The organism is Buttiauxella warmboldiae (assembly GCF_003818135.1).
Lineage (GTDB): Bacteria > Pseudomonadota > Gammaproteobacteria > Enterobacterales > Enterobacteriaceae > Buttiauxella > Buttiauxella warmboldiae.
This window is the reverse complement of sequence record NZ_RPOH01000010.1, coordinates 32,460-57,793: the sequence shown is the minus strand read 5'-3', so window position 1 is coordinate 57,793 and position 25,334 is coordinate 32,460. Positions and strand designations below refer to the sequence as shown.

Sequence of the window (25,334 nt, the reverse complement as noted above, 5' to 3'; positions counted from 1 at the left end):
TTGGGTATGTCCATAAAAATAACACCAATTGCCCAGGGCCTCATCCTGGCGGCGGCGTTGATGCCCGCCGCGTGGGGGGCAAACTACAGCGCCAGCTTTAAGAGTACGGATATTCAGGAATTTATTAATATCGTCAGTAAAAACCTGCATAAAACCATCATCATCGACCCTGCGGTGCGCGGCATTGTGAACGTGCGCAGTTATGACTCGCTCAACGATGAGCAATATTACCAGTTCTTTCTTAGCGTGCTGGATGTTTACGGTTTTGCCGTGGTGCCCGGCGCAAACGGCGTGCTGAAAGTGGTGAAGTCTGCCAGCGCCAAAACTGCCGCCATTCCGCTGGCCGATGATTATCACGCCGGAACGGGCGACGAAGTGGTGACGCGCGTCATTCCGGTGGCAAACGTGGATGTGAAAGAGCTCGCGCCGCTCTTGCGCCAGCTTAACGACAACGCCGGTGCCGGAAACGTAGTGCATTACGAATCAGCCAACGTGCTGCTGGTGACGGGGCGCGCGGCGGTGGTTAATCGCCTGGCAGAAATTGTGCGCCGCGTGGACTCAGCCGGTAATCAGCAGTCTGACATTATTAAATTAAAATATGCCTCTGCGCGCGAGATGGGGCTGATTCTTAATGGGTTGAATAAAAATGACCGTAACAGCAAAAGCAGCGGCCTTGCTCCCAATGTGATAAGCGATGAGCGCACTAACAGCGTGGTTATTTCAGGAAGCACCCAGGCACGCCAGCGCTTAATCACCATTGCGCGTCAGCTCGACCGCGAAGAACAAAACCAGGGGAATACCCGCGTCTTTTATCTCAAATATGCCCAGGCGAAAAACCTGGTGGCGGTATTAAGCGGCAGCAGCACGGCACCATCCCAGCAAGCGAAAAGTGAAACCACCCCGGCCAGCGCGGGCGCAGACGCCAGCAGCACGACCTTTAACGGCAAAGAGGTGACAATTGTTGCCGATGAGCAAACCAATTCACTGGTGATCACCACCCAGCCCGATGCCATGCAGGCGCTGGAACAAATTATCAACCGGCTCGATATTCGCCGGGCGCAGGTGCTAATCGAGGCGGTCATCGTCGAGATGCAGGATGGCGACGCGCTGAATTTCGGGGTGCAGTGGTTTAACCAAAACGGAGGGGCCAGCCAGTTTACCAGCACCGGTTTACCAATAAGCGCCGTCGCCGCCGCTGAAAACAAAAAAAATGGCTCCGGCAGCGCCGCGTTGCTCAGCAGTTTTAACGGTATTGCCGCCGGATTTTATAACGGCGACTGGGGCGGACTGGTTACCGCGCTGGCGAATAACTCCCGCAGCAATATTCTCGCCACGCCAAGCATCGTCACGCTGGATAACAAAGAGGCGGCGATTAATGTCGGGCAGGAAGTCCCGGTGATCACCGGCAGCCAGGCCAGCACCACCGGCAGCGTCTACAACACCGTCGAACGTAAAACCGTGGGCACAAAGCTGAAAGTCATCCCGCAGGTTAATGACGGCGAAAGCGTTTTACTGAATATCGAGCAGGAAGTCTCAAGCGTGGCCTCCGCCAGCTCGGTTGACTCCTCTTCGGCGGGAAGCGATCTCGGCGCAACCTTTAACACCCGCACCATCAACAATGCGGTGATGGTGCGCAGCGGAGAGACGGTGGTGCTCGGCGGCCTGCTGAATAACCAGACCACCGAAAACGTCAGCAAGGTGCCGATCCTCGGTGATATTCCGCTGCTTGGCTATCTGTTCCGCTACAACAGCACCAGCACCAGTAAACAGAACCTGATGGTGTTTATTCACCCGGTCATCCTGCGTGACGGAGCCAGCTACGGCAGCGTCTCCAGTGAGAAATATCGCCAGTTCCGCGACGAACAGAAATCTGACCGTCTGCATCGCGACCCTCTCGCCCTGCCCACCCCTGACCTGACGCTGCCTGCAACTCCAGGCGCACGGCCACGCGGAGGCTTCTTCAATGAGTGAGTCGGAAAAATGGCAAAGGCTGCCGTTTAGCTTTGCCCGCGATCATGGGGTGCTGGTGCAGTGGCACGCGGCCACGCCGGTACTGGTGCATCACGGTGAATTAAAAACGCAGATATTGCTGGAAATCCGCCGCGTACTGCGCCAGCCGTTTACCGTCAGCACCGTTGCCGCAGCGCAGTTCGAGCAGCTGTTGATTAAGGAGTATCAACGCGACGGCCGCGAAGCACAGCAGCTGATGGAGGATCTGGGTAATGAGGTGAGCTTTAACGATCTCGCCGGGCAGCTGCCGGGGCAGGAAGATTTGCTCGATATGGAAGATGACGCGCCGATTATCCGGCTGATCAACGCCATGCTTGGCGAAGCGATAAAGCTGGGCGCCTCCGATATTCATATTGAAACCTATGAGTCACGCCTTGCGATTCGCTTTCGTATTGATGGCGTGCTGCGGGAAATTCTCCAGCCGCAGCGCCAGCTGGCGGCAATATTTATCTCGCGGATTAAAATTATGGCGCGCCTTGATATCGCCGAAAAAAGGCTCCCGCAGGACGGGCGCATCAGCCTGCGAATCGGTGGGCGAGCGGTCGATGTGCGCGTCTCAACGCTCCCCTCCAGCCACGGTGAAAGAGTGGTGCTACGCCTGCTGGATAAAAACACCGTTCGCCTGGCGCTAGCCCATCTGGGAATGTCTGCCGGGTTACAGCGCGCCATGGCGAAGCTGGTGCGTAAGCCGTATGGAATTATTCTGGTTACCGGCCCGACGGGCTCGGGTAAATCCACCACGCTCTATGCCGCACTGAGCGAAATCGATCGTCATCAGCGCAATATTCTGACGGTAGAAGACCCCATCGAATATGACCTTGACGGCATCGGCCAGACGCAGGTGAATAACAAAGTTGATATGACTTTTGCCCGGGGGCTACGCGCTATTCTGCGCCAGGACCCGGATGTGGTGATGATTGGCGAAATCCGCGACACCGAGACGGCGAAAATTGCCGTGCAGGCCTCCCTCACCGGCCATTTAGTTTTTTCTACCCTGCACACCAACAGCGCCATTGGCGCGATTGCCCGCCTGCGGGATATGGGCGTCGAGCCGTTTTTGCTCGCCTCCTCGCTCACGGCGGTGCTGGCCCAGCGCCTGGTGCGAACGCTCTGCCCCCACTGCAAAACCGCTCAGCCGCTGGATGAGCAACAGCGCCTGCGTTACGGCTTTGCCGCCGATATTACGCAGCTATGGCAACCGGTCGGCGGCGAGTGTTGCAACCATACAGGCTATCGCGGGCGCACCGCGCTGCACGAGCTGGTGGTGGTTGATGAAACCGTGCGCCAGGCGATCAATCACGATGCCAGCGAAGATGAACTGGAACAACTCATCCGCACCGCTACGCCTGCGTTACGAGAAGACGGGCTGGAAAAGGTTCGCCTGGGCGTGACCTCACTCGAAGAAGTCTTACGCGTGAGCCGGGAGGAATAATGATGGCTGATTTTCGCTGGCAGGCGCTCGATAGCCACGGCAGGTCAAAACGGGGATCGCTTGAAGCGGATTCGGTACGACACGTAAGGCAACAGCTACGCGCAAGGCAACTGCTGCCGGTCAGCATAAAGCTGGTTGACGCCACTCCTCGCGCCGCGCAACGCTTTGCCTTACGTCGCTCGCCCGGAATGCGCACAAGTGAACTGACGCTGTTTACCCGACAGCTTGCCACGCTGCTGTCCTCCGGGATCCCACTGGAGGAATCTTTAAGCGTGGTTGCCCAACAGACCGAAAAAGCACGCCTTCAGAGCGTGATTAACGGCGTTCGCAGCCGCGTTCTGGAAGGGCTTACGCTTGCCAAAAGCATGGCGGCAAGCCCGGGGGCCTTCGATGAGCTTTACTGCGCCATGGTGGCGGCCGGAGAGAAATCTTCCCATCTTGATGAGGTGTTGCTCCGGCTTGCGGACTACACCGAACAACGCCAGCAGATGCAGAACAAGCTGCGCCAGGCAATGGTGTACCCCTGCGTGCTGACCGCGGTCGCTGCTGGCGTGATCGCCATTTTACTGGTCACCGTAGTACCAAACGTAGTGGAACAGTTTGTCCATATGAAGCAGCAGCTGCCGCTGAGTACCCGTTTGTTAATGGGGTGCAGCGAGATTTTGCAGCGGTTCGGCCTTTACCTTCTGGCAGCGACGACGCTTGCCGCACTCTGCTGGCGGCACTGGTTAAACACGCCCGCCAACCGCCTGCGCTACCACCAATGGCTGCTGCGCCTGCCGCTAATCGGCAGGCTTAGCCGGGCCACCAATACCGCCCGATTCGCCAGCACGCTCAGCATTCTGAACGCCAGCGCCGTGCCGCTGCTGGAGGCCATGCAGATCGGCGGCGAAGTGCTGCAAAACGCCGAAGCCCGCCGCCGCATTACCCTTGCCCAGCTGCGGGTACGGGAAGGCAGCACCCTGCGCGCAGCCTTAACCCAGACGTGCCTGTTTCCACCGATGATGCTGCATATGATCGCCTCCGGCGAACGCAGCGGCACGCTGGACAGCATGTTATCCCGCGCGGCCGACAATCAGGACAACGCCCTGCAGCAGGAGATGGCCCTCGCGCTCAGCCTGTTCGAACCCGTTCTGGTGGTCAGTATGGCAAGCGTGGTGCTGTTTATCGTGCTGGCGATCCTCGAACCCATTTTGCAACTCAATAATATGATTGGTCATTGAAAAGGAGTGGTTATGCATAAGCCTCAGCAGCAGGGTTTTACCCTGCTGGAAATCATGGTGGTGATCGTCATCCTCGGCATTCTGGCAAGTATTGTGGTGCCAAATCTGATGGGCAACAAAAACCAGGCCGACCGGCAAAAAGCGGTTACCGATATTGTGGCCCTCGAAAATGCGCTGGATATGTACAGCCTTGACAACGGGCGTTATCCCACCAGCGAACAGGGGTTAGCTGCGCTGCTGCGTAAACCGGAAGTCGCCCCGGAGGCGAAAAATTATAAGCAGAATGGCTATATCAAGCGCCTCCCAGAAGATCCGTGGCAAAACGCTTATCAGCTAGTCAGCCCGGGTGAACACGGCTCCGTCGATATTTTCTCCGCCGGGCCTGACGGGCAAGCGGGTAGCGATGACGATATTGGCAACTGGGATATCAACGGAGACAAAGGGTAATGACCAGGGTCAACGGCAACCGCGGATTTACGCTTATCGAAATGATGCTGGTAGTGACGATCGTCGCTGCGGCATCAAGCCTGGTGGTAATGGCGTTACCGAACAGCTCGCCCCAGAAACAGGCGCGTGAAATGCTGGCCCGGCTTGCGGATGCCGTCCCGATGCAGCGCAGGGAAGCCATGAGTCAGGGGGCGCTGCTCGGTCTGCTCATTACCGCGCACGGCTATCAGTTTATGGTGCAGGATGCCCACGGCTGGCGCGGCCTCTCCAGCACGGGCGCTCTGGCGGCTGCGGATAGCACATTACAGCTAACCCAGCTGGACCTGCCGCTTGATGAATCCCCCGCAGATGAACGGGAGGGCAAACCGCAGATCCTGTTTTTCCCCGGTGGTGAAACCACCCCTTTTGAACTCACCGCTGTGGTTCAAAAGCAGGCCGTAGCGAGATTAATCGTCAGCGAAACCGGTGAAGCACGGCTGGAGAATGCCGCGGAGTTCACCCCATGAGCCAGCGCGGCATGACATTACTGGAAGTGATGGTAGCAATGGTTATTTTTGCCGCAGTGAGCCTGGCGCTAATCAACAGCCTCGGCAGCCAGACAAGAGCGCTGCAATCCATGGAAGAGAGCCTGTTTGCCAGCTGGGTGGCGGAAAATCAGATGGTTGATTTGCGTCTTGCCGGCGGCTGGCCTGCCCTTGAAAAAGTCGCCGGCCAGCAACAGCTCGCCGGACGCAGTTGGTACTGGCAACGTCTTGGCGAACCCACGCGCGATCCGTTACTGCGTGCGGTTGAAATACAGGTGCGCAGCAGCCCGGGTGACGATCCGCGCATTCGCCTGCGCAGCTATTTTTTCCACCAGCCATGAAGCGCAAACAACGCGGTTTTACGCTGCTGGAAGTGCTGGTCGCACTGGTGATTTTCGCCCTGCTCAGCCTGAGCGCCCAGGCCGTATTCCAGGGAGTGTTGCGTAATAACGCGGCCACCAAAGAAAAGATCGCGCGCCTGACAGAGCTGAGTTTCGCGATGCAGCAACTGGAGAATGATTTCGTCCACGGCTTTCCGCGCAGCGTACGCGAGGCGGGGGAGCCAGAGCAGGCGGTATTTCGCGCTACCGACAGCATGTCGGGAAGCCTGGGAGACGGCGTGCTGTTTACCCGCAGCGGCTGGTTTAACCCCGATGCCCGCCTGCGTCGCAGCGAGCTGCAAAAGCTGGGGTGGCAGTTACGGGATTCACAGCTTGAAAGGCTGACATGGCGCTATCCGGATAACCTGCCGGGCAGCAAGCCCGTCCACACCGCCGTGCTGAAGTCAGTACGCCAGTTCCGGCTGCGCTACTACCGCAACGGACGCTGGCTCACGCAGTGGACGGCGGTGCGAGAGCTGCCGCAGGCGGTGGAAGTCACGCTGGATTTACCAGATTACGGCCTCGTTACGCGGCGCTTTCTGCTGGCCACCAGCCGGAGCTCACGGTGAAACAACAAAGGGGTATGGCCTTGCTTGTCGTCTTACTTTTACTCTCCATTATGGCGTTGCTGGCATCGCAAATGACGGTACGCTACCGGCAGATGTGGCAGCACAGCCACACGCTGCTGACCCAGCTCCAGATGCGCGAGTATCTGTCCGGCGGCGAAGCATTTGCGGCCCGCGTGCTGTATCAGGATCTGCTGGATAGCCCGCAAAAAACCTCCCGCGCCCAGTACTGGGCGACGCAGCAGGATGTCTGGCCGATAAATGAGGTTTCACTACGCGCCGAAATTCGCGACGAGCAGGCCTGCTTTAATATTAACAGCCTGCAAAACCATGACGAGAACCACCCGGATAATCTGGCCCGCTATCGGGAAAAGGTATTCGTCGCTCTGTTACACAACCTTGAAGTGGAAAACCTGCGCGCCCGCCAGCTGGCCGCGGCCCTTGAAGACTGGCTGGATGCCAACCGCGACCTGCGGCTATTGGGCGCTGAAGACCATGAGTATATGGCGCTCAAACCACCCTATTTGCCCGCCAATCAACCCATCAGGCATCTCAGCGAGTTACGTGCCGTAGCGGGAATGGACGCTGCGCTATATCGCACGCTGATGCCGTTTGTTTGTGCGCTTCCCGAACGGGATCTGGCCGTCAATATCAATACCCTCCAGCAGCCACAGGCCGCGCTGCTGTCGGCGCTATTTCTCAATACCCTGCCCGTTCAGACCGCCCGCGACCTGATCGAACGCCGCCCGCCTGAGGGCTGGCAAAGCGTCGATCAATTTTTAGCGCTCGTGCCCGGGAGCCATAATGACGAGCGAGTTGCCGGGCCCGAGATTGCCCGCGCGCTTACGGTGAACAGCGATTATTTTGTCGCCTCTATCGCCATCGAAAACCAGCAGCAGCGCAGCCGAATGATCAGCCATTTTTATCGCACCAGCGATCGTAAGGTTGTGGTGCGAAGCCGTGAAATGGGAGTGTTACCATGAGTGAAATCCTGCTAATCCGTCTGGCAAGCAAAGCATCACAACCCGTGCACTGGTGGCTGTTTTCCGCCAGCGATCGGCTGCTGTTTTCCGGCCAGCTTCCCGATGCGGCAGCGCTCGCAAGCCTGCAAAAATATACTCCCGGCAGCCAGGTTATTGCGCTGGTGCCCGCCTGTGATTTGATACTGCGCCCGGTAAAGCTGCCCGCGCGCCTGACCAGCAAGACCCGCAAAGCGCTGCCCTTTCTGCTGGAAGATGAGGTGGCTGAAGAGACAGCGCAATTGCATATAGCGGTGCTTGCCCATGAAGCCACGTTAGTTCACCTGGCCGCAGTGGAACACAGCGTGATGCAGGCGTGGTTAAGCTGGCTCCATGACGCTGGCCTGCAGGCGAGCCGCATGCTGCCTGATGTATTTGCCTTACCGGAAATGGCCGCTGGCTGCCGCTGGAAGCTTGGCGAGCAGCATCTGATGCGCCAGTCACGCTGGCAAGGGATGGTGCTGGAGGAGGAATTAATCGCCTGCTTGCCTGCTGAAAAAGCTGAACCATGGCAAAACCCAGCGCAGCCTTTACCGCTGCGGGCGGCGCATCTGCCTGCGGCAACGCTGCTGCAAGGCGTGTACCAGCCCAGGAGTAAGAAAACCGCCCGCCCCGGCGTATGGCGAGCGCCGATCGGTTTACTGGCCGCAGGCCTGGTTATCGGGCTTACCATCCAGGGGCTGGAGGCGCTTAGCCTGCAGCAGCAACAAACTCGGCTACATAAACAGATGAGTTCGCTTTATCACCAGCTTTATCCGGGAAACAGGCCGGTGAGCGATCCATGGCGGGCATTTAACCAGCGAATGGACGATCAAAAGGTTCATTTTCTGCCTCTGGCGCAGGCGCTTGATTCCCTGCTTGCGGCCCCGCTACAGGTGCAATCCTTGCGCTATGCCGCCGCCGAACAGCAGTTACAGGCCCAATTATCAGGCGCCTCCGCCGTCGCATTACGGGCAATGGAACAACGACTTCCGGCTGGTTTTTCCCTGCGCATTGCGGAAAAAAATGGCGTATCGGGCATTGCCACGGTCTATCTCGGCCGGAAATCCCCACGCCAGAAGGAGAGCCTGCCAGCAATGTCGGATGTCGAAAAAATGAAATGGCAGCTGGCCGCGATGCAGGCCGCGGCCGCACAACAATCAGCAGATCCGGCGCAGGAGAGCAATATTGCCGCGGTTGTCGCCAGCACGCGCGAGAAAGCTCATTTACCACCTGTCCCCATAGTGCAAAAAGGCCAGACGCTGGAACTCAACTACGCCTCGCCACAGCGTTTTAGCGCGCTGGTCAACTGGCTACAAACCCTTGAGTTTCAGCACGGCATCGTCACGCAACTGGTCGAATTAACGGATAAAGGCCAGGGAAATGTGGCGGTGGAACGTCTGGTGCTATCCGGTAAGCGCCTATGAAGCAAGGATACCTGCTGTTGCCCCTGCTGCTGGGCTATCTGCTGGGTCTGGTTTTGCTGCTGCCTGCCCGCTTTGTAATTGCCTGGTTACCGACCGCCCCTGGCATCAGCCTTGAAGGGATCGGCGGCACACTGTGGCAAGGCCAGGCACAGGTGCTGCGTCTGGAAAACCAGCAGGTTGGTCCAGTGAGCTGGCAGTGGCGCAGCCGCGCGCTGCTGGAGGGGAAAGTCGCGGCAGAGGTCGTGCTGGCCGATCCGCACAAAATTCACGGGCGCGGTCACGTTGGCTGGAACGGCGAATGGAGCGTGGATAACGCCACGCTACGTTTTCCCGCGGCGATTTTTGCCAGCCTGACGGCGCTTCCCGCCGAGCTCAATGGCGAGGTCAACGCTCGCCTGACGCATCTGCGTTTTACCCCGCAGCGCTGTATCACCGCGCAGGCCGACGTGCGCTGGAAAGATGGCCGCGTAACGATCGGTGCTGAAACCCTGAATACCGGCGATATTCATCTGCAAATCAAATGCGCCAGTAAACGGTGGCTCGCCGATATCATGCAAACCTCAGAACAGCTGAGCAGCAAAGGTCAGCTCTGGTTAAACGGGCAGCAGCGCTATCGCCTGCAGGCAGAGGTCACTCCCGGCACAGATTTCCCCCCGGCGTTGCTGATGCTGCTGGCGCAAGGTACCGGTCACGAAACGCAGGGCCGCTATACATTCGAAACATCAGGGCGCTGGTAAGCGCCAGCAACAGGAACAGCAACCATGTATCAGGATTTTTTTGCCCTTAATGCCGCCCCATTTACCCTCTCGCCCGACCCTGATTACCTTTACCTCAGCCCGGCTCATCGCGAAGCGCTGGATCTGTTGCATCGCACCATGAAAACCGGCGGTTTTATGACGTTACTGGGTTCGCCCGGCAGCGGGAAAACCACGCTGGCACGCCATATCTGCCTTCATGCAGGCGTCGAGGTCGAAACGGCATATCTGATAGCCCCTTGCCCCTCGGCTACTGCCTTGATCGGGCAAATCTGCCGCGCGTTTCACCTGCCCGATGACGCCGGGCTGGAAACCTTTTTGCGCCATAACCAGCGGGAGGGAAAACAGGCGCTGCTGTTAATTGATGAGGCACAGCATCTCACCCAATCACAGCTGGAAGCCTTGTGCGCCCTGACCAACATCGAAACGGACGATCGAAAACTGTTGTCGATTGTGCTGGCAGGCCAGCCCGAACTCGACTCTCGCCTCAACGATCCGCACCTGGCTCAGCTGCAACAACGCGTGACGGCACGCTATTTCCTCACCCCGCTGTCGGTTGAAGAGGTGGACGCCGCCGTGCGCTTTCGCCTGCAAAAAGCGGGCTGCTTGCACCCTATTTTTACCCGGGGTGCCATCAGCGTGATCACGCGTATCAGCAAAGGTATTCCGCGTATTATCAACCGACTGTGTGAACAAATGTTGGTGGACGCCGCCCTGGCACGCCGCTGGCAAATCACCTCATCGCACGCAATTGAGGCGGCGCATAAAGTGACGGGACGGGTAGATACCGGCGGTACGAGGGGTGTCATCACCTTTATCTCGGCCTGCATCATGCTGTTTGTTGCCGGATGGTTTGGCTGGAAACAGTGGGGCTGGTTGCCGCAGCCTGAAGTGCGCACCGTTAAGGTTCCGGTCAGCGTCCCACCCGACCCGCAGGTGCAAACGTTGTTTGCAGCCGCGGTAAACAATGCCCGTAGCCAGAGCGATGCTTTCACTTTGCTGACTGCGGCATGGGGTTATGACGGTGGCGATGAAGCCTTATCGTGCCAGGCGCTGGCACCCGCCGGCCTGCGCTGTTACCGCACCTTCAGCGATCTACGCGAGGTCATCGCGCTGAATTACCCGGCCGTGATACACCTGAAAGATCAGAGTCTGGGGCACTGGTTCGCGGTGTTGAGCCACGTCAATAACGGCAAGGCTTCGCTGCTGTTCGCCAACCAGGAATGGGAGGTTTCCCTCGACTGGCTGAAGCAACGTTTTCAACAAGACGCCACGCTGCTCTGGCAAGTGCCTGACAGCGGCGCAGTCAAAGTGACCGTTCAAAGCCCGGCCACGGATATTCAGTGGATAGCCGAACGGCTGACCAGCGCGCTAAAAACGCCGGTCGCCGCCCGGAGTGCCGCCATTCAGTCCGGGATTGTTAGCTTCCAGAAACAGCAGCGCCTGCCTGCTGACGGCATCGCCGGGGAGCAGACGTTGCTGCGCCTGAGTAACCAGCCGGGTCTGAACCTGCCCGCTCTGGATGGCACCCTCCCCGCTCGCGATCGGGCAGATAACGCGGCTACCATCCAGGAGAAACAATGAACGATTCACTCAGCCTTAAACCACTCGCCGGGCTATCCGCCAAAGGCTACTTGATTTTGGCCTGGTGCACCGGTTTAGCCTGTGCCGCCCTTTCCGGCGCCGCTTTGTGTTACGGCTGGCATAGTCTGCATAACCCGCCGCGCCTTAACAGGATTGAAGTCCCGCATTCTGCAACGCAGCCCTGGCGCAATATCAGCAACACGCTGGTGTTTAACACGCAGCCTTTGCCTGCCGAACCCGAATCCGAATCCGAATCCATGACAGAGGAGGAGTTTCAGGATGTCGCGCCGCCCGCCTCCGACAGGGTGGAAGAAACAATGGCCATGGATGCGGCTTATCCGCGCCTTGAACAGTTGCCCGATGAGGCACGGCGGCGAATGCCTGCCATCAAATACAACGCCCATGTTTACTCGAGCGAAACCGGTAAAAGCGTTATCAATCTTAACGGCAATGATTACCACGAGGGGGCGGCTATTGGCGCCGGGGTGAAGCTGATGAAAATCGAGCCTGACGACAGTATTTTCTCGTTTGAAGGGCAGCCTTTCCGCGTAACGGCGCTTTCCGACTGGTGAATCTGATGATGTTAAACGAGCTGGCTTACGGCTATCCCGCGCTCTGGTACGCCCTGTTGGGTACGGCAGGGCTGTTGATCGGCAGTTTTTTGAACGTGGTGGCATGGCGGTTGCCGGTGATGCTCAACGAAAAGTGGCAGGATGAAGCCCGCCTGACGTTAAATATGCCTTCTCCTGCCAGGCAAACCTACAACCTGTGCTGGCCGCCTTCCGCCTGCTGTTCCTGCCAGCGCCCGTTAATGCGCCGGGATCTGTTACCGATAGTAAGCTGGTGCCTGTCAGGCGGCAAAAGCCGCTGCTGCCAGCAGGCCATTTCGCTGCGCTATCCGCTGGTCGAATCGATCTGTGGCGCGTTATTTGTGCTGGCGGGGCTGCTGTGGCCGCCGGGAATGCAGCTTGCGGCGGGCCTGCTGTTAATTTCTGCGTTATTAACCCTGGCGGTTATCGACGCCACTACCCTGTTATTACCCGATGTATTAACCCTGCCTCTGCTCTGGATAGGTTTACTGGTCAATCTCAACGGATGCTTTGTGCCGCTGCAGGACGCGGTGGCAGGCGCCCTCTGCGGCTATCTGTCCTTTGCCCTGCTGTCGGCAATTTTTACACAATTGAGCGGGAAAGCCGCACTCGGTGGGGGCGATGCCAAGTTGCTGGCCGCGCTCGGGGCGTGGTTAGGATGGGAAGTTTTGCCGCAGCTGGTGATGGTTGCGGGCACAGGCGGCTTGCTCGGAGCAGGTATTCTGCATCTGCTGGGGCGCCAAAAAGTAAACCAGCCGCTGGCCTTTGGCCCGTGGCTGACTCTTTCGGCTGGCTATTTTTTAACGCTGACGGTTTAAGATCCAGCAAGGCTACCGTGGTGTTCAGAAACAATATGAGGGTTGAGGCGGTGCGGCGATTTTATATAACGCAGCAAGGCCTTGCTCATCGGCATATTCAGGTTTTTCTGCATTGGTGGGATTGGCGACAGGAACCATTTTTTATAGAGCTGGTCATATTCCCCGCTGGCGATAATCTCGTCTAATGCTGTGTTAACCGCAGCCGTCAACCCATCGGCCCCTTTTGCCATCATCAAACCGTAGCTATCCATATCGCCAAAATCGACCTGGCTGATGGCTAAATTTTCCGGGTCATTGGCTTTAAATGCCGCCAGCAAAACGCCATCATTGGCCAACATTTTTACTTCACCCGTTCGGAAGTTCTCCAGGGCCGATGCGTAATCCGTCTGCGTCACCATCAGCAGTGAGAAACCGAGTTTGCGGTTGAGTTTATTCAGGTGTTCGATAGCGGAACTACCGGAAATAACCCCGATGGTTTTCCCCCGTAGCTCCTGAGACTGGTGAACGACATCGCTCTTTTGTGAAAGTAATGCGGTGGTGGTGATGAAAAAAGGGTTCGAGAAATGATAACTTTTGCTTCTGATAGCGGTTATGGTAATCGCTGAACAGGTCATATCAATAGCCTGCTCTTTGACCTTGATAAAAGTCACACTCTGTTTTTCACCCACCCAGTTAATATCGAGATGGGGAATATTCAATTGTTTCTTAATCTTACTGACAATATTGTGGCACAAATCCACTGCCAGACCGACCGGCTTTTCATGTTCAACAAATGAAAAAGGATAATCGTTATACGAGTAGCTTAAATTTATCTTGTGAGCCTGTTTGATATGTTCCAGGCTGTCGTCGGCATGGGTTACGAATACAGGAAGAGTAGCTAAAAGAAATAGCAGAGATAAATATTTGTTCATCATTACAGCCAATGTATAACCTTTATGTCCAATAAATTTAACTCCGCCAGCACCCGTGACGAGCCGCATAATCTTATGCGCGCTGAAGATGACACACAAGCCAGAGACATTAAAGAATTATCCAAAAAATAAGACGTGGTGCGCAGCAGTTGTCACGACTCTTTTTAGCAGTGGTTAAAATGCGGAGCTGGCCATGTTAAATTTTAATTACCATGATGTTTGCAATTAGCGGAGAGCTGGCGGGCACTATCCCATTTAATCCAGCCCTGGTGAAAAAGCGCAGTTTCTCACCAGGGCTGGATGATTATTTATCGGCGTTATTTCCCCAGTGACCCCGCACGTAATTAACCACATTATTTATCTCATCCTTTGACATCACCGCTTTATAGGCCGGCATTTTAAAGGAGATATTACCCTGGGTTTGCGGCGTTGCCGCGCCATGCTCGATAATCGAAATCAGCGATGCCGGATCTTTGGCCGTGATGACCGAGTTATTGACTAAAGAAGGCACGGTGAAATCCTTACCTTTGCCGTCATCCCCGTGGCAGGTGGAGCAATACATCGAGTAAAGGGTTTTCCCGTCGCCCGGGGCATAGTTAATGACGCCGTCGCTTGCAACCGGCGTTGGGCTGCGGTGGTTAAAGCTCAGCAGATACCAGGAAATGGCGTCTAAATCCGCCGTACTAAGATATTGCGTGCTCTGGGTAACCACTTCGCCCATTGGGCCTGATAACGCGTCATGCCTGCTTTTCCCCGTGCGCAACAGATCTTTTAACTCCCCGGCTGACAGCGAGAGGTTTCTCAGGGATGGGGCAAGCCAGCCGTCTATCATGGCGCCGCTAAGATAGCTCGCGCTTGAGCCGTCATAGGCTTTTTCCTGCATCGATACCCCACGTGGCGTATGGCAGGCGCCACAATGCCCCGGCCCTTCAACTAAATAAGCGCCGCGCGCCAGCAATGCCTTGCTCTTATCCCCGGCCTCCGGCGCTTGCTTGCCGGGATGAGCCTCCTCGACATACAGCCAGTTCCAGATATGCAGCGGCCAGCGTGCCGAGAGCAGCCACGGAATATCATGCGCTTGATTCGGCACCTTAGCGGCGGGAACCTCCGTCATAAAGTAATCGTAGAGATCGTGCATATCTTTATCGGTCATGCGGGAATAGGACGGATAAGGCATGGCGGGATAAAGGGCATGACCATCTTTTGCTATTCCCCGCCGCACGGCACGCTCAAAATCCTCATAGGAATAATTACCGATGCCGGTACTTTTATCCGGCGTGATGTTGGTGGCGTAAATATCGCCAACCGGGGTGGCGAACTTTTTGCCGCCCGCCATTGGTTGGCTGCCCTCAACGGTGTGGCAAGCCACGCAGTCCGCAACACGGGCCATGTAGGCTCCAGCAGAACCGGCCGCAGCATGACCGGCGATCAACCAACAGCCGATGGCTAATAGCGTCTGTTTCATCTCAGATCATCCCATCGCCTTGAGTTCATTGACCGCGCGCCAGGCCTGATCAATGGCCGTATGCGCATAGGCATCCCAGTCGGCATCAGAATTGGCAATCGCGATGCGTCCAATCGGCTTGCGCGCCCTCTCAATAATGTCCGGCATCTTATCCATGTCATCGAACAACGCGCTGGCGTAGTAAGCGTAGCCGTGCGCCCAGCGGTTAACGGTAATCGCCGTGATATCGCGTTGATGATCAAAACCCGTCTGCCCGAGCATTTCCTGAAGCTGTTCGCGGATCATTCGTTCATGGGTGTCGAACGTGGTGCCGAGTAAATAGGCCCGCCCCTGACGGAACTGTTCACGCGCGCTGAGTTTGCTGCCCGGATACGTCGGCACATAAACCATATGCAGGCACATGGGTTGATCCACGTTTTGCGAATGGTGGTAATCGCCGAGGCTTACCGGGTAGTCGAGCTTTACGCGGCTGTAAGGAGCCGCAGGCGAATAAAACTCGTGGATGCCGAGCTTGGCGAATGCCTGCCAGTTTTTGACCACCACATTGGTGTAAACCAGCGGCGCTTTAACGTTCAGCCGCAGGTCTGCTTTCTGCTGTTCCGGCGTTTCAGGCACCAGATACGGGATCATCATGTTATAGCCCGCCATAATCGCCCTGCGCCCTTTCACACGGTGCGCTTTGCCGTCGTTCACGTAGGTCACCACCACGCCGTCGTCGCGATTGGCCGCATTAATCACCATGCTGCTCAGGCGAATGCGGGTGTTATTTTGCGGATTATCAAGCTGTTGATAATTTAACCGGGCGGTGACCGAATCCTCCATCGTACTGCCGGGTAAGGCTGCGGGCAGCAGGTGGCGGACGATCAGCCGCGCCAGGCCCGCATTGCCGTCGGGAAGGTGATAGACATAAGGCTCTTCCAGATCGGCGAGGGACTCCTCATCAAGCGGCGGTAGCCCCATGTTGTCCATTCCCGGAAGCGCACAGGTTCGCGCATCGCTACAGCTCACCCCTTCAATGCCGATGGCAAAAAAGTCGTTGGTACGCTGCTGGAAATACATTATCGCCATCTTGCTTAACCCCACTTTTTCCGCCAGGAAATCGCGGTAGCTGTGGGTGTCCATCCATTCGGTTTTCTCGTCAACCGACATTCCCTTCAGGTAATCCTGCGGGCTAAGGTACAAATCAAGAATCGCTTTGCGCTCCTCCGCGCTTAATGGAAAATCATTAACAAAGTCTTCCAGGCTGCGCCCGTTGAGCCTGTCCGGGGGAATGTCATCCGCTACCGCACGCCCGGGGTCGCCACCGACAATTTTGGTTTCACCAAAGTTCTTTTTGTCGAAGAAAACCCCTCGGCTGAGGTTTAAATCCGGATAGAAGTTGACCGCAAAACTTTGCTTCATGCGCGTGACGCTAACGCCAACCTTTGACATTAATTCGTTGACTACCGGACTAAAGTTGCGGGTTGGCGACTGAAAAGCCTCACTGCCGCCGTAGCCGATAATTTTTTTCCCCGCCGCGTTAAATTCATTGCGTTTCGCGTGGCCGCCAAAATCATCGTGATTATCCAGCACCAGCACTTTGCTCGCGCTGCCCATCAAATCACGCCAGAAACTGGCAGCGGCTAGCCCGCTGAGCCCCCCGCCCACAATCACCAGATCGTACTCCTCCTCAATCGGGAGATGGTCAGCGCTGAATTGTTGATGCTCTCGACCAACGGCATGCGCCATTTCGAAGGAGCCGGGGTGGTTACCGCGCAGACCGGTGAGCTGGGGCGGATAATACTCCTCCCCGATAACCGCGCGGGCCTTACCGGTAGCGTTGGCAAGGTCCAGGGGCGTTAACCCTGCGGCAATAGTGAGGGCAACGCCGTTGAGAAAATCGCGTCTGGTAATGGACATATCAAACCTTACTTGTCAGCGGGCCTCAATTAGTTGGCCTGAGGTTTTAACTCTTCATCGAGTTTCTTCGCGTCGTAATAGTCACCCTGCCAGGTGATTTTGCCGTTGTTAACGGTGATATAGCTGACGCCTTCAAATTTTATCGCATTGTTGGTCGCCGGAGCGCCCGCCCATTCGCCACTATTCTTGCCGCTGAACTGCCAGCGAAAAGCGATGGTATCGTGGTCGTAAACGGGCTTACCGGTCATTTTCCACCTCAAATCCGGCACGGCCTTGATAAAAGCGCCAATCACCTCTTTTTCCGCATGATCCTTCCCCTTAACCGGCGTGCCGTTTGCCGCATCGTAATAGACCACATCCGTTGCCAGATACTGCGCGGCCTTTGCCGAATCATGGGCGTTCCATGCCGCCATATAATCCTGCACCACGGTTAGCGGCGAGGCTGCTGCCAGCGCCAGACTGGAGAACAGCGCACCGGCCAATACCGCAACTTTTATTGTTTTCATTTCATCACCTTATTATTAGGAGTCAGAGATATCGCACATGATGTGTTTCACGCGGGTGTACTCATCGAGCGAGTAGGAGGACAAGTCTTTGCCGTAGCCGGATTTTTTAAAGCCGCCATGGGGCATCTCCGCACACAGCGGGATATGGTTATTAATCCAGACCGTGCCAAAATCAAGACGCATGCTGAAACGCTGGGCGCGGCGGTGATCGCCGGTCCAGATACTCGACGCCAGGCCGTATTCCACATCGTTCGCCTTATCCAGCGCTTCGGCTTCTGAGGAGAACTTCTGCACGGTCATCACCGGGCCAAAGACTTCGTGCTGGATGGCTTCATCGTGCTGCTCCAGCCCGGAAATGATCGTCGGCTCAAAATAAAAACCCGGCCCCGCCCCCGGTTTACCGCCGGTTTCAATTCTGGCGTGCGCGGGCAGCCTGCTGATAAAGCCTTTCACCTGTTCCAGCTGGTTGCGGCTGTTAAGTGCGCCATACAATGCCTGCTTATCTTCCGGCGAACCAAATTTGATGGTGCGGGTTTTATTAACCAGCTTTTCGAGGAATGGCTCGTAGATCGACTCTTCAATCAGAATGCGCGTCGCTGAGGTGCAGTCCTGCCCGGCGTTAAAGAAACCGGCGGTAGTAATGATCTCAACGGCCTTATCCATATCCGCATCGGCAAAAACGATAACCGGGGCTTTACCGCCCAGCTCAAGATGCGCTTTGGTCAGGTTCGCCGCCGCAGAGGCCGCGACCTGCAGCCCGGCTCGCACCGAACCGGTAATCGAAACCAGCGAGGCTTCAGGGCTGGAAACCACCAGCGAGCCGGTTTCGGCTTTGCCGAGCAGCACGTTAAACGCGCCCTGCGGAAAAAGAGGCGCGGCAAGCTCGGCCAGAATCAGGGTGCTGACGGGCGTGGTGTCGCTTGGTTTCAGCACCACGGTATTGCCCGCCGCCAGCGCCGGGGCGATTTTCCACACCGCCATCATAAAGGGGTAATTCCAGGGCGTGACCTGCCCCACAATGCCTAACGGCTCGCGGCGGATGGTGGAGGTTAAACCAGGGGTGTATTCGTAAGAGGCTTTACCTTCCAGGCAACGGGCGGCACCGGCGAAAAATCGCAGCGCGTCACAGGAGGCGGCAATCTCTTCCTTTTCGATAAAGTGCCGCAGCTGCCCCGTCTCCTCGCTTTGCGCCTGGACGAGCCTGTCCACATTGCGCTCGATAGCATCGGCCAGTTTTAACAGCGCCAGCTGTCTGTGGGCCGGAGTGGAATGCTTCCAGACGGCAAAGGCGCTTTTCGCTGCGCGGTAGGCCAGATCCACCTCAGCACGCCCCGCACTCGGCGACAATGCATAAGTTTCACCATTCACCGGGCTGACCAGCTCAAAGAGAGCGTCCTGCGAACCCGCTACGTATTGCCCATTGATAAAATGCTTAAGGATGTTCATCGCGCTCTCCGCTGATTAATACATAAACTATATTATGTAATATGTTTTGAGCGCATTAAATTCAATAACATTTTTCTAACAACATGATATACATCCCATTTCGTTGTGATATTTTAGGCTGCAATGCGCAGCAAGGGCCACCCGCGCTGAACAGCCCCGCTGCCGCCTGCCCTCAGGAGCCCTGAGCCTACCTTCATTAACCAGGGGGGGTGTGCTATGTTCAGTGAATTGTTGAAAGGATTATCTCACCAGGGAAAACTATGATTACTCATGCGGTGATATTCGCGCCAATAGGCCAGGCCAGCCGTTCCGATCAGATAGTGCAGCGTCTTTCAAATGCCATTATTACCGGGCTGCTTGAGGCCAACGAACAGTTACCTAATGAAGCGGACCTCGCGAAAATGATGGGGGTTTCGCACATCACCATCCGCGAAGCGTTAAACACGCTGCGGGCCAATCATTTGATCCACACCGTGCGGGGCCGTAATGGCGGCAGCTTTGTTTGCGAGCAAGCCTGGGAATTGAGCCCTACTCTTAATCCCTTTAAAACCCTGAGTACCGATTACCTCTCCGATCTTGGGGAGATGCACTGTGCGATTATTAGCCACAGCACCCGCCTGGCATCGCGACGCATGACTCAGGGCGATATTACGCGCCTGCGTGATTTTGTTGCGGTGCTTAATTCGGCCACCTCACCCGAGACGCGCACCCAGGCCGATATGCGCTGTCTGTTAGCGATTGCCGCCGCCTCCCAGTCTGCGCGCCTCGCCAACCAGGAGCTAATTTTACAGTCAGAATGGTCGTCGCTGGTGGCGATCCTGTTCCGCTCAGATATTATCCATCGTGAAATTGTGGCGTTATATACCACGCTAATTGACACGCTTGCCGCGCATAACGAAAGCGAGTCGGTGAATAGCGCGCAAAAATTAATCGACACGTTTACTTTCTATCTGATAGAAAATAAATTGAAGTACAATGCAAAATAACAACAGGCATAAATATGCTACTGACATCATCACTCCGTATCCTTAGCGAAAAAATCGATAGCATTATTAACTGCACCATTGATTCCACGGCGGCGCTGGCGAAAGATATTGAATCTTCGCTGGCAGATATTGAGAACGTTAATCTGGAGCAACTGCTCGAACCGTCCGTCAGAAAAATGATTCAGGAACAGATTAAAAAACGATTAAACAGTAATGTTTATTGCTCTGGTGCAGGGTTCGCCAGCCATATTGAAAGCACGCCCGCTAATAAAGAGTTCTGGCTTCTGGAGTGGTGGTATAAAAAGGCCGATGGCGTCAAGCAGGTGAATCTGGATTTAGACCAGGCCACCCAGCAACGTCTGGATTTCCGAACCTTTGAATGGTTTAAACAGGCCCCGACGGTGGGTAATGCCTTTATTCACGGCCCTTATGTCGATTATATTTGCAACACCTCGTACACCATCACCGCCGCCGTTCCGGTTTATTTCAGGCAACAGTTTTTAGGCGTCGCCGCTATTGACTTACTGGTTAGCCGGGTGGAAGAAGAGCTATTACCTTACGTAGCCAGAGAGACGGTCTTTGTGACGAATAAAGAGCGTAGAATTGTTTTTTCTACCCATCCCCGATTGCGCGTAGGCGATTTGCTGGGTGACGATGTGGCGAGCCTGGTCTATGAAAATAATGACTTCAATTTGTACCAGTCACCACCATAACAGCATGTTGTTAAAGCCGCTCACGCGCTATGGGCGGCTGCGGGTGATGGCAAATCTCATCTTTCCGCCAAACAAACCTATGTGTCAATAATAAAAAACAGGGAAACCGACTGATTGATTTTCCCTGTTTGCAGCAGTCTGCGGCTTTTGGTTTAGCTATTGTGCCCGGCACTCAGCTTTTGCGCATACTCAATGGCGTCATTTTCTGGCGCATTTGAGCGGCCAAACGGCTTAGTGATGAACATATAGAGCAGGCCTGCGCCAATAACAATCGCCAGCCCTATCAGCACGGTCCAGCGGTCGACAAAACTCTCCGCCGCAGCCGGTTGCGCCAGTAACCAGATACCGCCTGTTCCGTAGGCTAACGCCAGAATATTAACCACCATACCCCAGGAGCCGACGCTCCACTCACCGGCGGGTTTCCACCCTTTCAGACGTTGACGCAATGCCGCCAGCACCACCATCTGGAAGGAAATATAGATACCGATAACCGCAAAGGCTGTGATACGCGCCAGGCTATCGGGCTGGAAGTAAACCCAGACGCAGATAATCACCGGCAGCAGGCAGCTGACTATCATGGCGTTATCCGGCACGCTGTGTTTCGAGATTTTCGCCATCCAGTGGCTACCCGGCAGCATGTTATCGCGGGAGAAAGAGAAGATCAGGCGGCTTAATGCAGCCTGCAGCGACAGGATACAAGAGAGCATGGCAATAATCGCCACCACGATAAAAATGGTCGCACCGGTTTCCCCCAACGCCTGGTTAAGGATGGTGGGAATGGGATCGGCAATTTTCCCGTTCACAATATCTATCAGGTCAGGGGAAGAGAGCAGATAGCCCAGAATCGAAATCACGGCGGAAATCGCGCCGAAGACGATGCTGAGAATCATGGCAACGGGGATTTTTTTACCCGGGTTTTTTACTTCTTCCGCCACGTTGCCGCAGGCTTCAAAGCCAAAGAACATAAATAAACCCATTAGCGAGGCGGACATAAATGCGGTGGTGTAATTACCGTCCGCAGCCAGTACGCCCATCGAATCAAATACCACCGAGAACGGCTGGGAGCGGTGGAAGATTAACAGGTAAATACCCAGGGCAATGACGCTAACGATTTCACACCAGAAGCCAATTTTCGCCACGCGGGCTAAACTTTTCGTTCCTGACATATTCACGCCCATCATAATCAATAGCAGCACCACCGAGGTAATCATCATATTGCCCGCGCTGGTGGCGTAGTGAAATAACGAGGCGACAAATGTTGAAGTATATTCAGCAATTGAGGTAATGGTGACCACTAAAGCCCACAGATAAATCCAGGCCGCAATCCACGCATATTTCTTCCCCCATAGCCTTCTTGCCCATGGGTATAACCCCCCGGTAATCGGATATTGCGATGCGACTTCGCCGAACACCAGCGCCACCAGTAGCTGGCCGCAGGCCACGATAAGTATCCACCAGACGGCCGGCGGCCCGGCAAGCGTCACCGCCAGCGCAAACAGCGAATAAACCGCAGTCAGGGGTGACAGGTAGGTAAATCCCAGCGCGAAGTTAGACATCAGCCCTATTGAGCGGTTGAATTGTTCGCCTTTAACGGGCTGATGCTGAAGGTTTTCTTTGTCTGTCGTCGGTTCCATATCTGTTCTCTTTATCTGGCATAGGGGCAGGCAGTGTGTATATTTTATAAAACATAATATGTTATATGTATACGTTCAATGTCACATAATTGTTAAGATACTGTGCAGCGACGCAACAAGGTGCATGGTTCACAAATGGCCCAGCGCGGGTGCTGATACGCAGATTAAGGAAGACGGGAAAGATCGATAATCCGACGAGCATGATTATCGTCGGATTATTCAGACATAAAGCGAGGGGTTAATTACAGGTTAACGCAGACGTATTTCATCTCCAGGTATTCATCAATACCAAAGCGCGAACCTTCGCGGCCCAGGCCCGATTGTTTCATGCCGCCAAAAGGAGCAACTTCACTGGAGATGAGCCCGGTATTCACCCCCACCATGCCATATTCCAGCGCTTCAGGGATTTGCCACTGACGCTTTGCATCCCGGGTGAAAATATAAGCGGCCAGACCAAATTCGGTGTCATTGGCGTAATTAACCACTTCCGCATCGGTTTCAAATTTAAATAGCGCAGCCACTGGCCCGAACGTCTCCTCCCGGGCGAAGCTCATCTGTTGCGTCACGTTCGCAACGACAGTCGGCGAGAAGAAGTTTCCGCCCAGCGGGTGTTTATGCCCGCCGGTTAACAGCGTGGCCCCCTTCTCAAGCGCATCATGAATATGCCGCTCGACCTTCTCTATTGCCTGCTCGTTGATCAACGGCCCCTGAGTCACCCCCTCTTCCAGGCCATTGCCCACTTTTAGCGCCTCTACCGCTTGCACCAGCTCCGCGCACAGCGCCGGATAAATTCCGCTCTGGACATAAATCCGGTTGGCGCACACGCAGGTCTGGCCGCTATTGCGGAATTTGGATGCCATAATTCCTTGCACCGCTAAATCGAGATCCGCATCGTCAAAAACGATGACCGGCGCATTCCCGCCTAACTCCAGAGAGAGCTTTTTAATCGTTGGTGCACATTGCGCCATCAGTAAGCGCCCCGTCTGCGTCGAGCCGGTGAAACTGAGTTTGCGCACCGTCGCATTCCGGCACAGTTCCCCCCCAATCTCTTTGGCATCGCCGGTGAGCACCTGCAATAGCCCGGCAGGCAGCCCGGCGCACTCGGCAAGTTTCGCCAGCGCCAGCGCGGTCAGCGGCGTCTGCTCTGCCGGCTTCACGATAATCGCGCACCCCGCGGCCAGCGCAGGCGCCACTTTGCGGGTGATCATCGCCGCCGGGAAATTCCACGGGGTGATAGCGGCACAAACCCCAACGGGCTGCTTTGTTACGATAAAACGTCGATCGGCGCTGGTGGGCTGCAATAACACGCCGTCCACCCGTTTAGCTTCCTCAGCAAACCAGCTAATAAACGAAGCGGCATAGGTGATTTCACCCCGCGCTTCAGCAAGGGGTTTGCCCCCCTCAAGCGTGATCAACCGCGCAAGATCGTCGCTATTGTCGTGCATCAGGCTGGCCCAGCGATGCAGGATTTTGGCTCGTTCTGCCGCCGTCTGCTGCTTCCACTCTTGTTGCGCAGCCTCTGCCGCCGCAATCGCCTGCCGGGTTTCAGCCTGGCCCATTAGCGGCACGTCGGCGATTTTCTCGCCCGTGGCGGCATTCACCACCGCCATGGTTTGGCCCGAGCGTGCGTGGCTCCATTCGCCATCCACAGGACAGCTATCCAGCAGCAGGCCAGCATTGTTTAATTTGATCATCTGGTGCCTCACATCCGCGTCGCATTTTTGAGAATATTCAACGCCTGGTCAAACTGAGCATCCGGGATAGTAAGCGGGTAAAGGAAACGAATCACGTTGCCGTTTTGCCCGCAGGTCAGTAACAGCAACCCTTGCTCCAGGGCGCGTTTCTGAACTTGTTGTGCGACAGCCGCGGAAGGCTCGCCCGTTGCCGCATCGTAAAACTCAGCCGCCACCATTGAACCCAGGCCACGAATCTCGACCAAAGACCGGCAGTTTTCTTTGATATCAAGCAAGCTCTGAGTCAGACGTTCACCCAGCGCTGCGGCTCGCTGGCACAGCTTCTCCTGCGCAATCACCTCCAGCACCGCATGAGCTGACGCAATCGCTAATGGGTTACCGGCGTAAGTCCCGCCCAGCCCGCCTGGTGCTGGCGCATCCATGATCTCTGCTTTGCCTACCACGCCTGACAGCGGCATACCGCCAGCCAGGCTTTTTGCCATCGTCATCAGATCCGGCTGATGGGCGTAATGATTCATGGCAAACATTTTACCCGTACGGGCAAAACCACTTTGCACTTCATCGGCAATCATCACGATGCCGTGGGTATTACAGATCTGGCGAATAGCCGCCACAAACTCAGGAGGCGCGACATTAAATCCCCCCTCGCCCTGTACCGGCTCGAAGATTATCGCCGCCACCTGCGTGGCTTCAATATCGGATTTAAACAGGCGCTCAATGGCTTGCACCGCATCGTCAGTTGAGATGCCGTTCAGCGCTGAAGGATAAGGCGCATGGTAGACCGAACCCGGGAAGGGGCCAAAACCAATTTTATAGGGGGATACTTTGCCGGTTAACGCCATGGTCATATAGGTGCGGCCGTGGAAACCGCCGCTAAAGGCAATGACCCCAGGGCGCCCGGTATGCGCACGCGCGATTTTTACCGCATTCTCAACCGCTTCGGCACCGGTAGTGAAGAATGCCGTTTTCTTCGGCCCAAAAATCGGCGCGGCCGCATTAATTTTTTCCGCCAGCGACAGGTAACTTTCGTAAGGGACTATCTGATAAGCGGTGTGTGTAAAGGCGTGCAGCTGCTGCTCAATAGCCTGCACCAGGCGCGGATGGCGGTGGCCGGTATTCAGCACCGCAATGCCTGCGGCGAAGTCGATATACTGGTTACCTTCAACATCCGTAATAGTGCTGTTTTCTGCCGTCCGGGCAAAGAAATTGCACATCACCCCCACGCCACGCGGAGTAGCGGCCAGACGACGTTGATGGAGTTCGTTATTACTCATTTTCCTATCCCTCGCACACAAAGCTGATTTACAGGTTGAATTACGAAATCCA

23 protein-coding genes are annotated in these 25,334 nt (G+C 55.8%); 15 read left to right on the top strand and 8 right to left on the bottom strand.

Going from position 1 to position 25,334, the window contains the following annotated elements; translation table 11 throughout:
• The first annotated feature begins 6 nt into the window (after positions 1-6).
• From gspD to EHN07_RS03170, 13 genes are read left to right on the top strand one after another with little or no spacing between them, the layout of a single operon-like run.
• Positions 7-1,971 carry a type II secretion system secretin GspD gene (gene gspD / locus EHN07_RS03230; RefSeq protein ID WP_124022766.1) on the top strand — a complete coding sequence of 655 codons (1,965 nt, stop codon included), beginning with the start codon at positions 7-9 and terminating at the stop codon, positions 1,969-1,971.
• A complete protein-coding gene (gene gspE / locus EHN07_RS03225) occupies positions 1,964-3,442 on the top strand; it encodes a type II secretion system ATPase GspE (RefSeq protein ID WP_124022765.1) in 1,479 nt (492 codons plus the stop codon). The genes gspD and gspE overlap by 8 nt, the downstream gene beginning before the upstream one ends.
• 2 nt (positions 3,443-3,444) lie before the next feature.
• Positions 3,445-4,665: a type II secretion system inner membrane protein GspF gene (gene gspF / locus EHN07_RS03220; RefSeq protein WP_124022885.1), complete on the top strand. Its 1,221-nt coding sequence runs from the start codon at positions 3,445-3,447 to the stop codon at positions 4,663-4,665.
• A 12-nt stretch (positions 4,666-4,677) separates the two neighbouring features.
• Positions 4,678-5,112: a type II secretion system major pseudopilin GspG gene (gspG, locus tag EHN07_RS03215; protein WP_124022764.1), complete on the top strand. Its 435-nt coding sequence runs from the start codon at positions 4,678-4,680 to the stop codon at positions 5,110-5,112.
• Entirely contained in the window at positions 5,112-5,618 is a 507-nt protein-coding gene (gene gspH / locus EHN07_RS03210; RefSeq protein WP_124022763.1) for a type II secretion system minor pseudopilin GspH, read from the top strand. The genes gspG and gspH overlap by 1 nt, the downstream gene beginning before the upstream one ends.
• Positions 5,615-5,977: a type II secretion system minor pseudopilin GspI gene (gene gspI, locus EHN07_RS03205; protein WP_124022762.1), complete on the top strand. Its 363-nt coding sequence runs from the start codon at positions 5,615-5,617 to the stop codon at positions 5,975-5,977. Before gspH ends, gspI begins: the two co-directional genes overlap by 4 nt.
• Positions 5,974-6,585, top strand: a complete 612-nt coding sequence (gspJ, locus tag EHN07_RS03200) for a type II secretion system minor pseudopilin GspJ (protein WP_124022761.1) — start codon at positions 5,974-5,976, stop codon at positions 6,583-6,585. Before gspI ends, gspJ begins: the two co-directional genes overlap by 4 nt.
• Positions 6,582-7,565, top strand: coding sequence for a type II secretion system minor pseudopilin GspK (gspK, locus tag EHN07_RS03195; protein ID WP_124022760.1), 984 nt, complete (start codon positions 6,582-6,584; stop codon positions 7,563-7,565). The genes gspJ and gspK overlap by 4 nt, the downstream gene beginning before the upstream one ends.
• A complete protein-coding gene (gene gspL / locus EHN07_RS03190; protein WP_124022759.1) occupies positions 7,562-9,007 on the top strand; it encodes a type II secretion system protein GspL in 1,446 nt (481 codons plus the stop codon). The genes gspK and gspL overlap by 4 nt, the downstream gene beginning before the upstream one ends.
• Positions 9,004-9,744 carry a type II secretion system protein N gene (locus EHN07_RS03185; RefSeq protein WP_124022758.1) on the top strand — a complete coding sequence of 247 codons (741 nt, stop codon included), beginning with the start codon at positions 9,004-9,006 and terminating at the stop codon, positions 9,742-9,744. Before gspL ends, EHN07_RS03185 begins: the two co-directional genes overlap by 4 nt.
• A gap of 24 nt (positions 9,745-9,768) precedes the next feature.
• Positions 9,769-11,346, top strand: a complete 1,578-nt coding sequence (locus tag EHN07_RS03180; RefSeq protein ID WP_124022757.1) for an ExeA family protein — start codon at positions 9,769-9,771, stop codon at positions 11,344-11,346.
• A complete protein-coding gene (locus tag EHN07_RS03175) occupies positions 11,343-11,918 on the top strand; it encodes a general secretion pathway protein GspB (RefSeq protein ID WP_124022756.1) in 576 nt (191 codons plus the stop codon). Before EHN07_RS03180 ends, EHN07_RS03175 begins: the two co-directional genes overlap by 4 nt.
• A gap of 5 nt (positions 11,919-11,923) precedes the next feature.
• Positions 11,924-12,754, top strand: a complete 831-nt coding sequence (locus tag EHN07_RS03170) for a prepilin peptidase (RefSeq protein WP_124022755.1) — start codon at positions 11,924-11,926, stop codon at positions 12,752-12,754.
• Here the strand turns inward: EHN07_RS03170 and EHN07_RS03165 are convergent.
• The 5 genes from EHN07_RS03165 to EHN07_RS03145 form a co-directional block, all read right to left on the bottom strand.
• Entirely contained in the window at positions 12,751-13,764 is a 1,014-nt protein-coding gene (locus EHN07_RS03165; protein ID WP_124022754.1) for a transporter substrate-binding domain-containing protein, read from the bottom strand. The genes EHN07_RS03170 and EHN07_RS03165 overlap by 4 nt on opposite strands.
• Positions 13,765-13,969: 205 nt before the next feature.
• Positions 13,970-15,130 (bottom strand): cytochrome c, encoded by a 1,161-nt coding sequence (locus EHN07_RS03160; RefSeq protein WP_124022753.1) that lies wholly within the window; start codon positions 15,128-15,130, stop codon positions 13,970-13,972.
• A 6-nt stretch (positions 15,131-15,136) separates the two neighbouring features.
• Positions 15,137-17,029, bottom strand: a complete 1,893-nt coding sequence (locus tag EHN07_RS03155) for an NAD(P)/FAD-dependent oxidoreductase (protein ID WP_124022752.1) — start codon at positions 17,027-17,029, stop codon at positions 15,137-15,139.
• Positions 17,030-17,058: 29 nt separating this feature from the next.
• A complete protein-coding gene (locus EHN07_RS03150; protein WP_124022751.1) occupies positions 17,059-17,535 on the bottom strand; it encodes an ester cyclase in 477 nt (158 codons plus the stop codon).
• Positions 17,536-17,550: 15 nt separating this feature from the next.
• Positions 17,551-18,981 (bottom strand): gamma-aminobutyraldehyde dehydrogenase, encoded by a 1,431-nt coding sequence (locus EHN07_RS03145; protein ID WP_124022750.1) that lies wholly within the window; start codon positions 18,979-18,981, stop codon positions 17,551-17,553.
• Positions 18,982-19,241: 260 nt separating this feature from the next.
• On the opposite strand from EHN07_RS03145, the gene EHN07_RS03140 reads away from it, so the two are divergent.
• Together EHN07_RS03140 and EHN07_RS03135 are read left to right on the top strand one after the other, a co-directional pair.
• Complete coding sequence (locus EHN07_RS03140; protein WP_124022749.1) at positions 19,242-19,967, top strand: FadR/GntR family transcriptional regulator; 726 nt, start codon at positions 19,242-19,244, stop codon at positions 19,965-19,967.
• Between the two features lie 14 nt (positions 19,968-19,981).
• Positions 19,982-20,680 (top strand): cache domain-containing protein, encoded by a 699-nt coding sequence (locus tag EHN07_RS03135; protein ID WP_124022748.1) that lies wholly within the window; start codon positions 19,982-19,984, stop codon positions 20,678-20,680.
• A 152-nt stretch (positions 20,681-20,832) separates the two neighbouring features.
• Here EHN07_RS03135 and EHN07_RS03130 read toward each other — a convergent pair whose 3' ends face one another.
• The 3 genes from EHN07_RS03130 to puuE form a co-directional block, all read right to left on the bottom strand.
• Positions 20,833-22,314, bottom strand: a complete 1,482-nt coding sequence (locus EHN07_RS03130; RefSeq protein ID WP_124022747.1) for an APC family permease — start codon at positions 22,312-22,314, stop codon at positions 20,833-20,835.
• 242 nt (positions 22,315-22,556) lie between these two features.
• Positions 22,557-24,005, bottom strand: coding sequence for an NAD-dependent succinate-semialdehyde dehydrogenase (locus tag EHN07_RS03125; protein ID WP_279630478.1), 1,449 nt, complete (start codon positions 24,003-24,005; stop codon positions 22,557-22,559).
• Between the two features lie 11 nt (positions 24,006-24,016).
• Positions 24,017-25,282, bottom strand: coding sequence for a 4-aminobutyrate transaminase (gene puuE, locus EHN07_RS03120; RefSeq protein WP_124022745.1), 1,266 nt, complete (start codon positions 25,280-25,282; stop codon positions 24,017-24,019).
• Between the last annotated feature and the right edge of the window lie 52 nt (positions 25,283-25,334).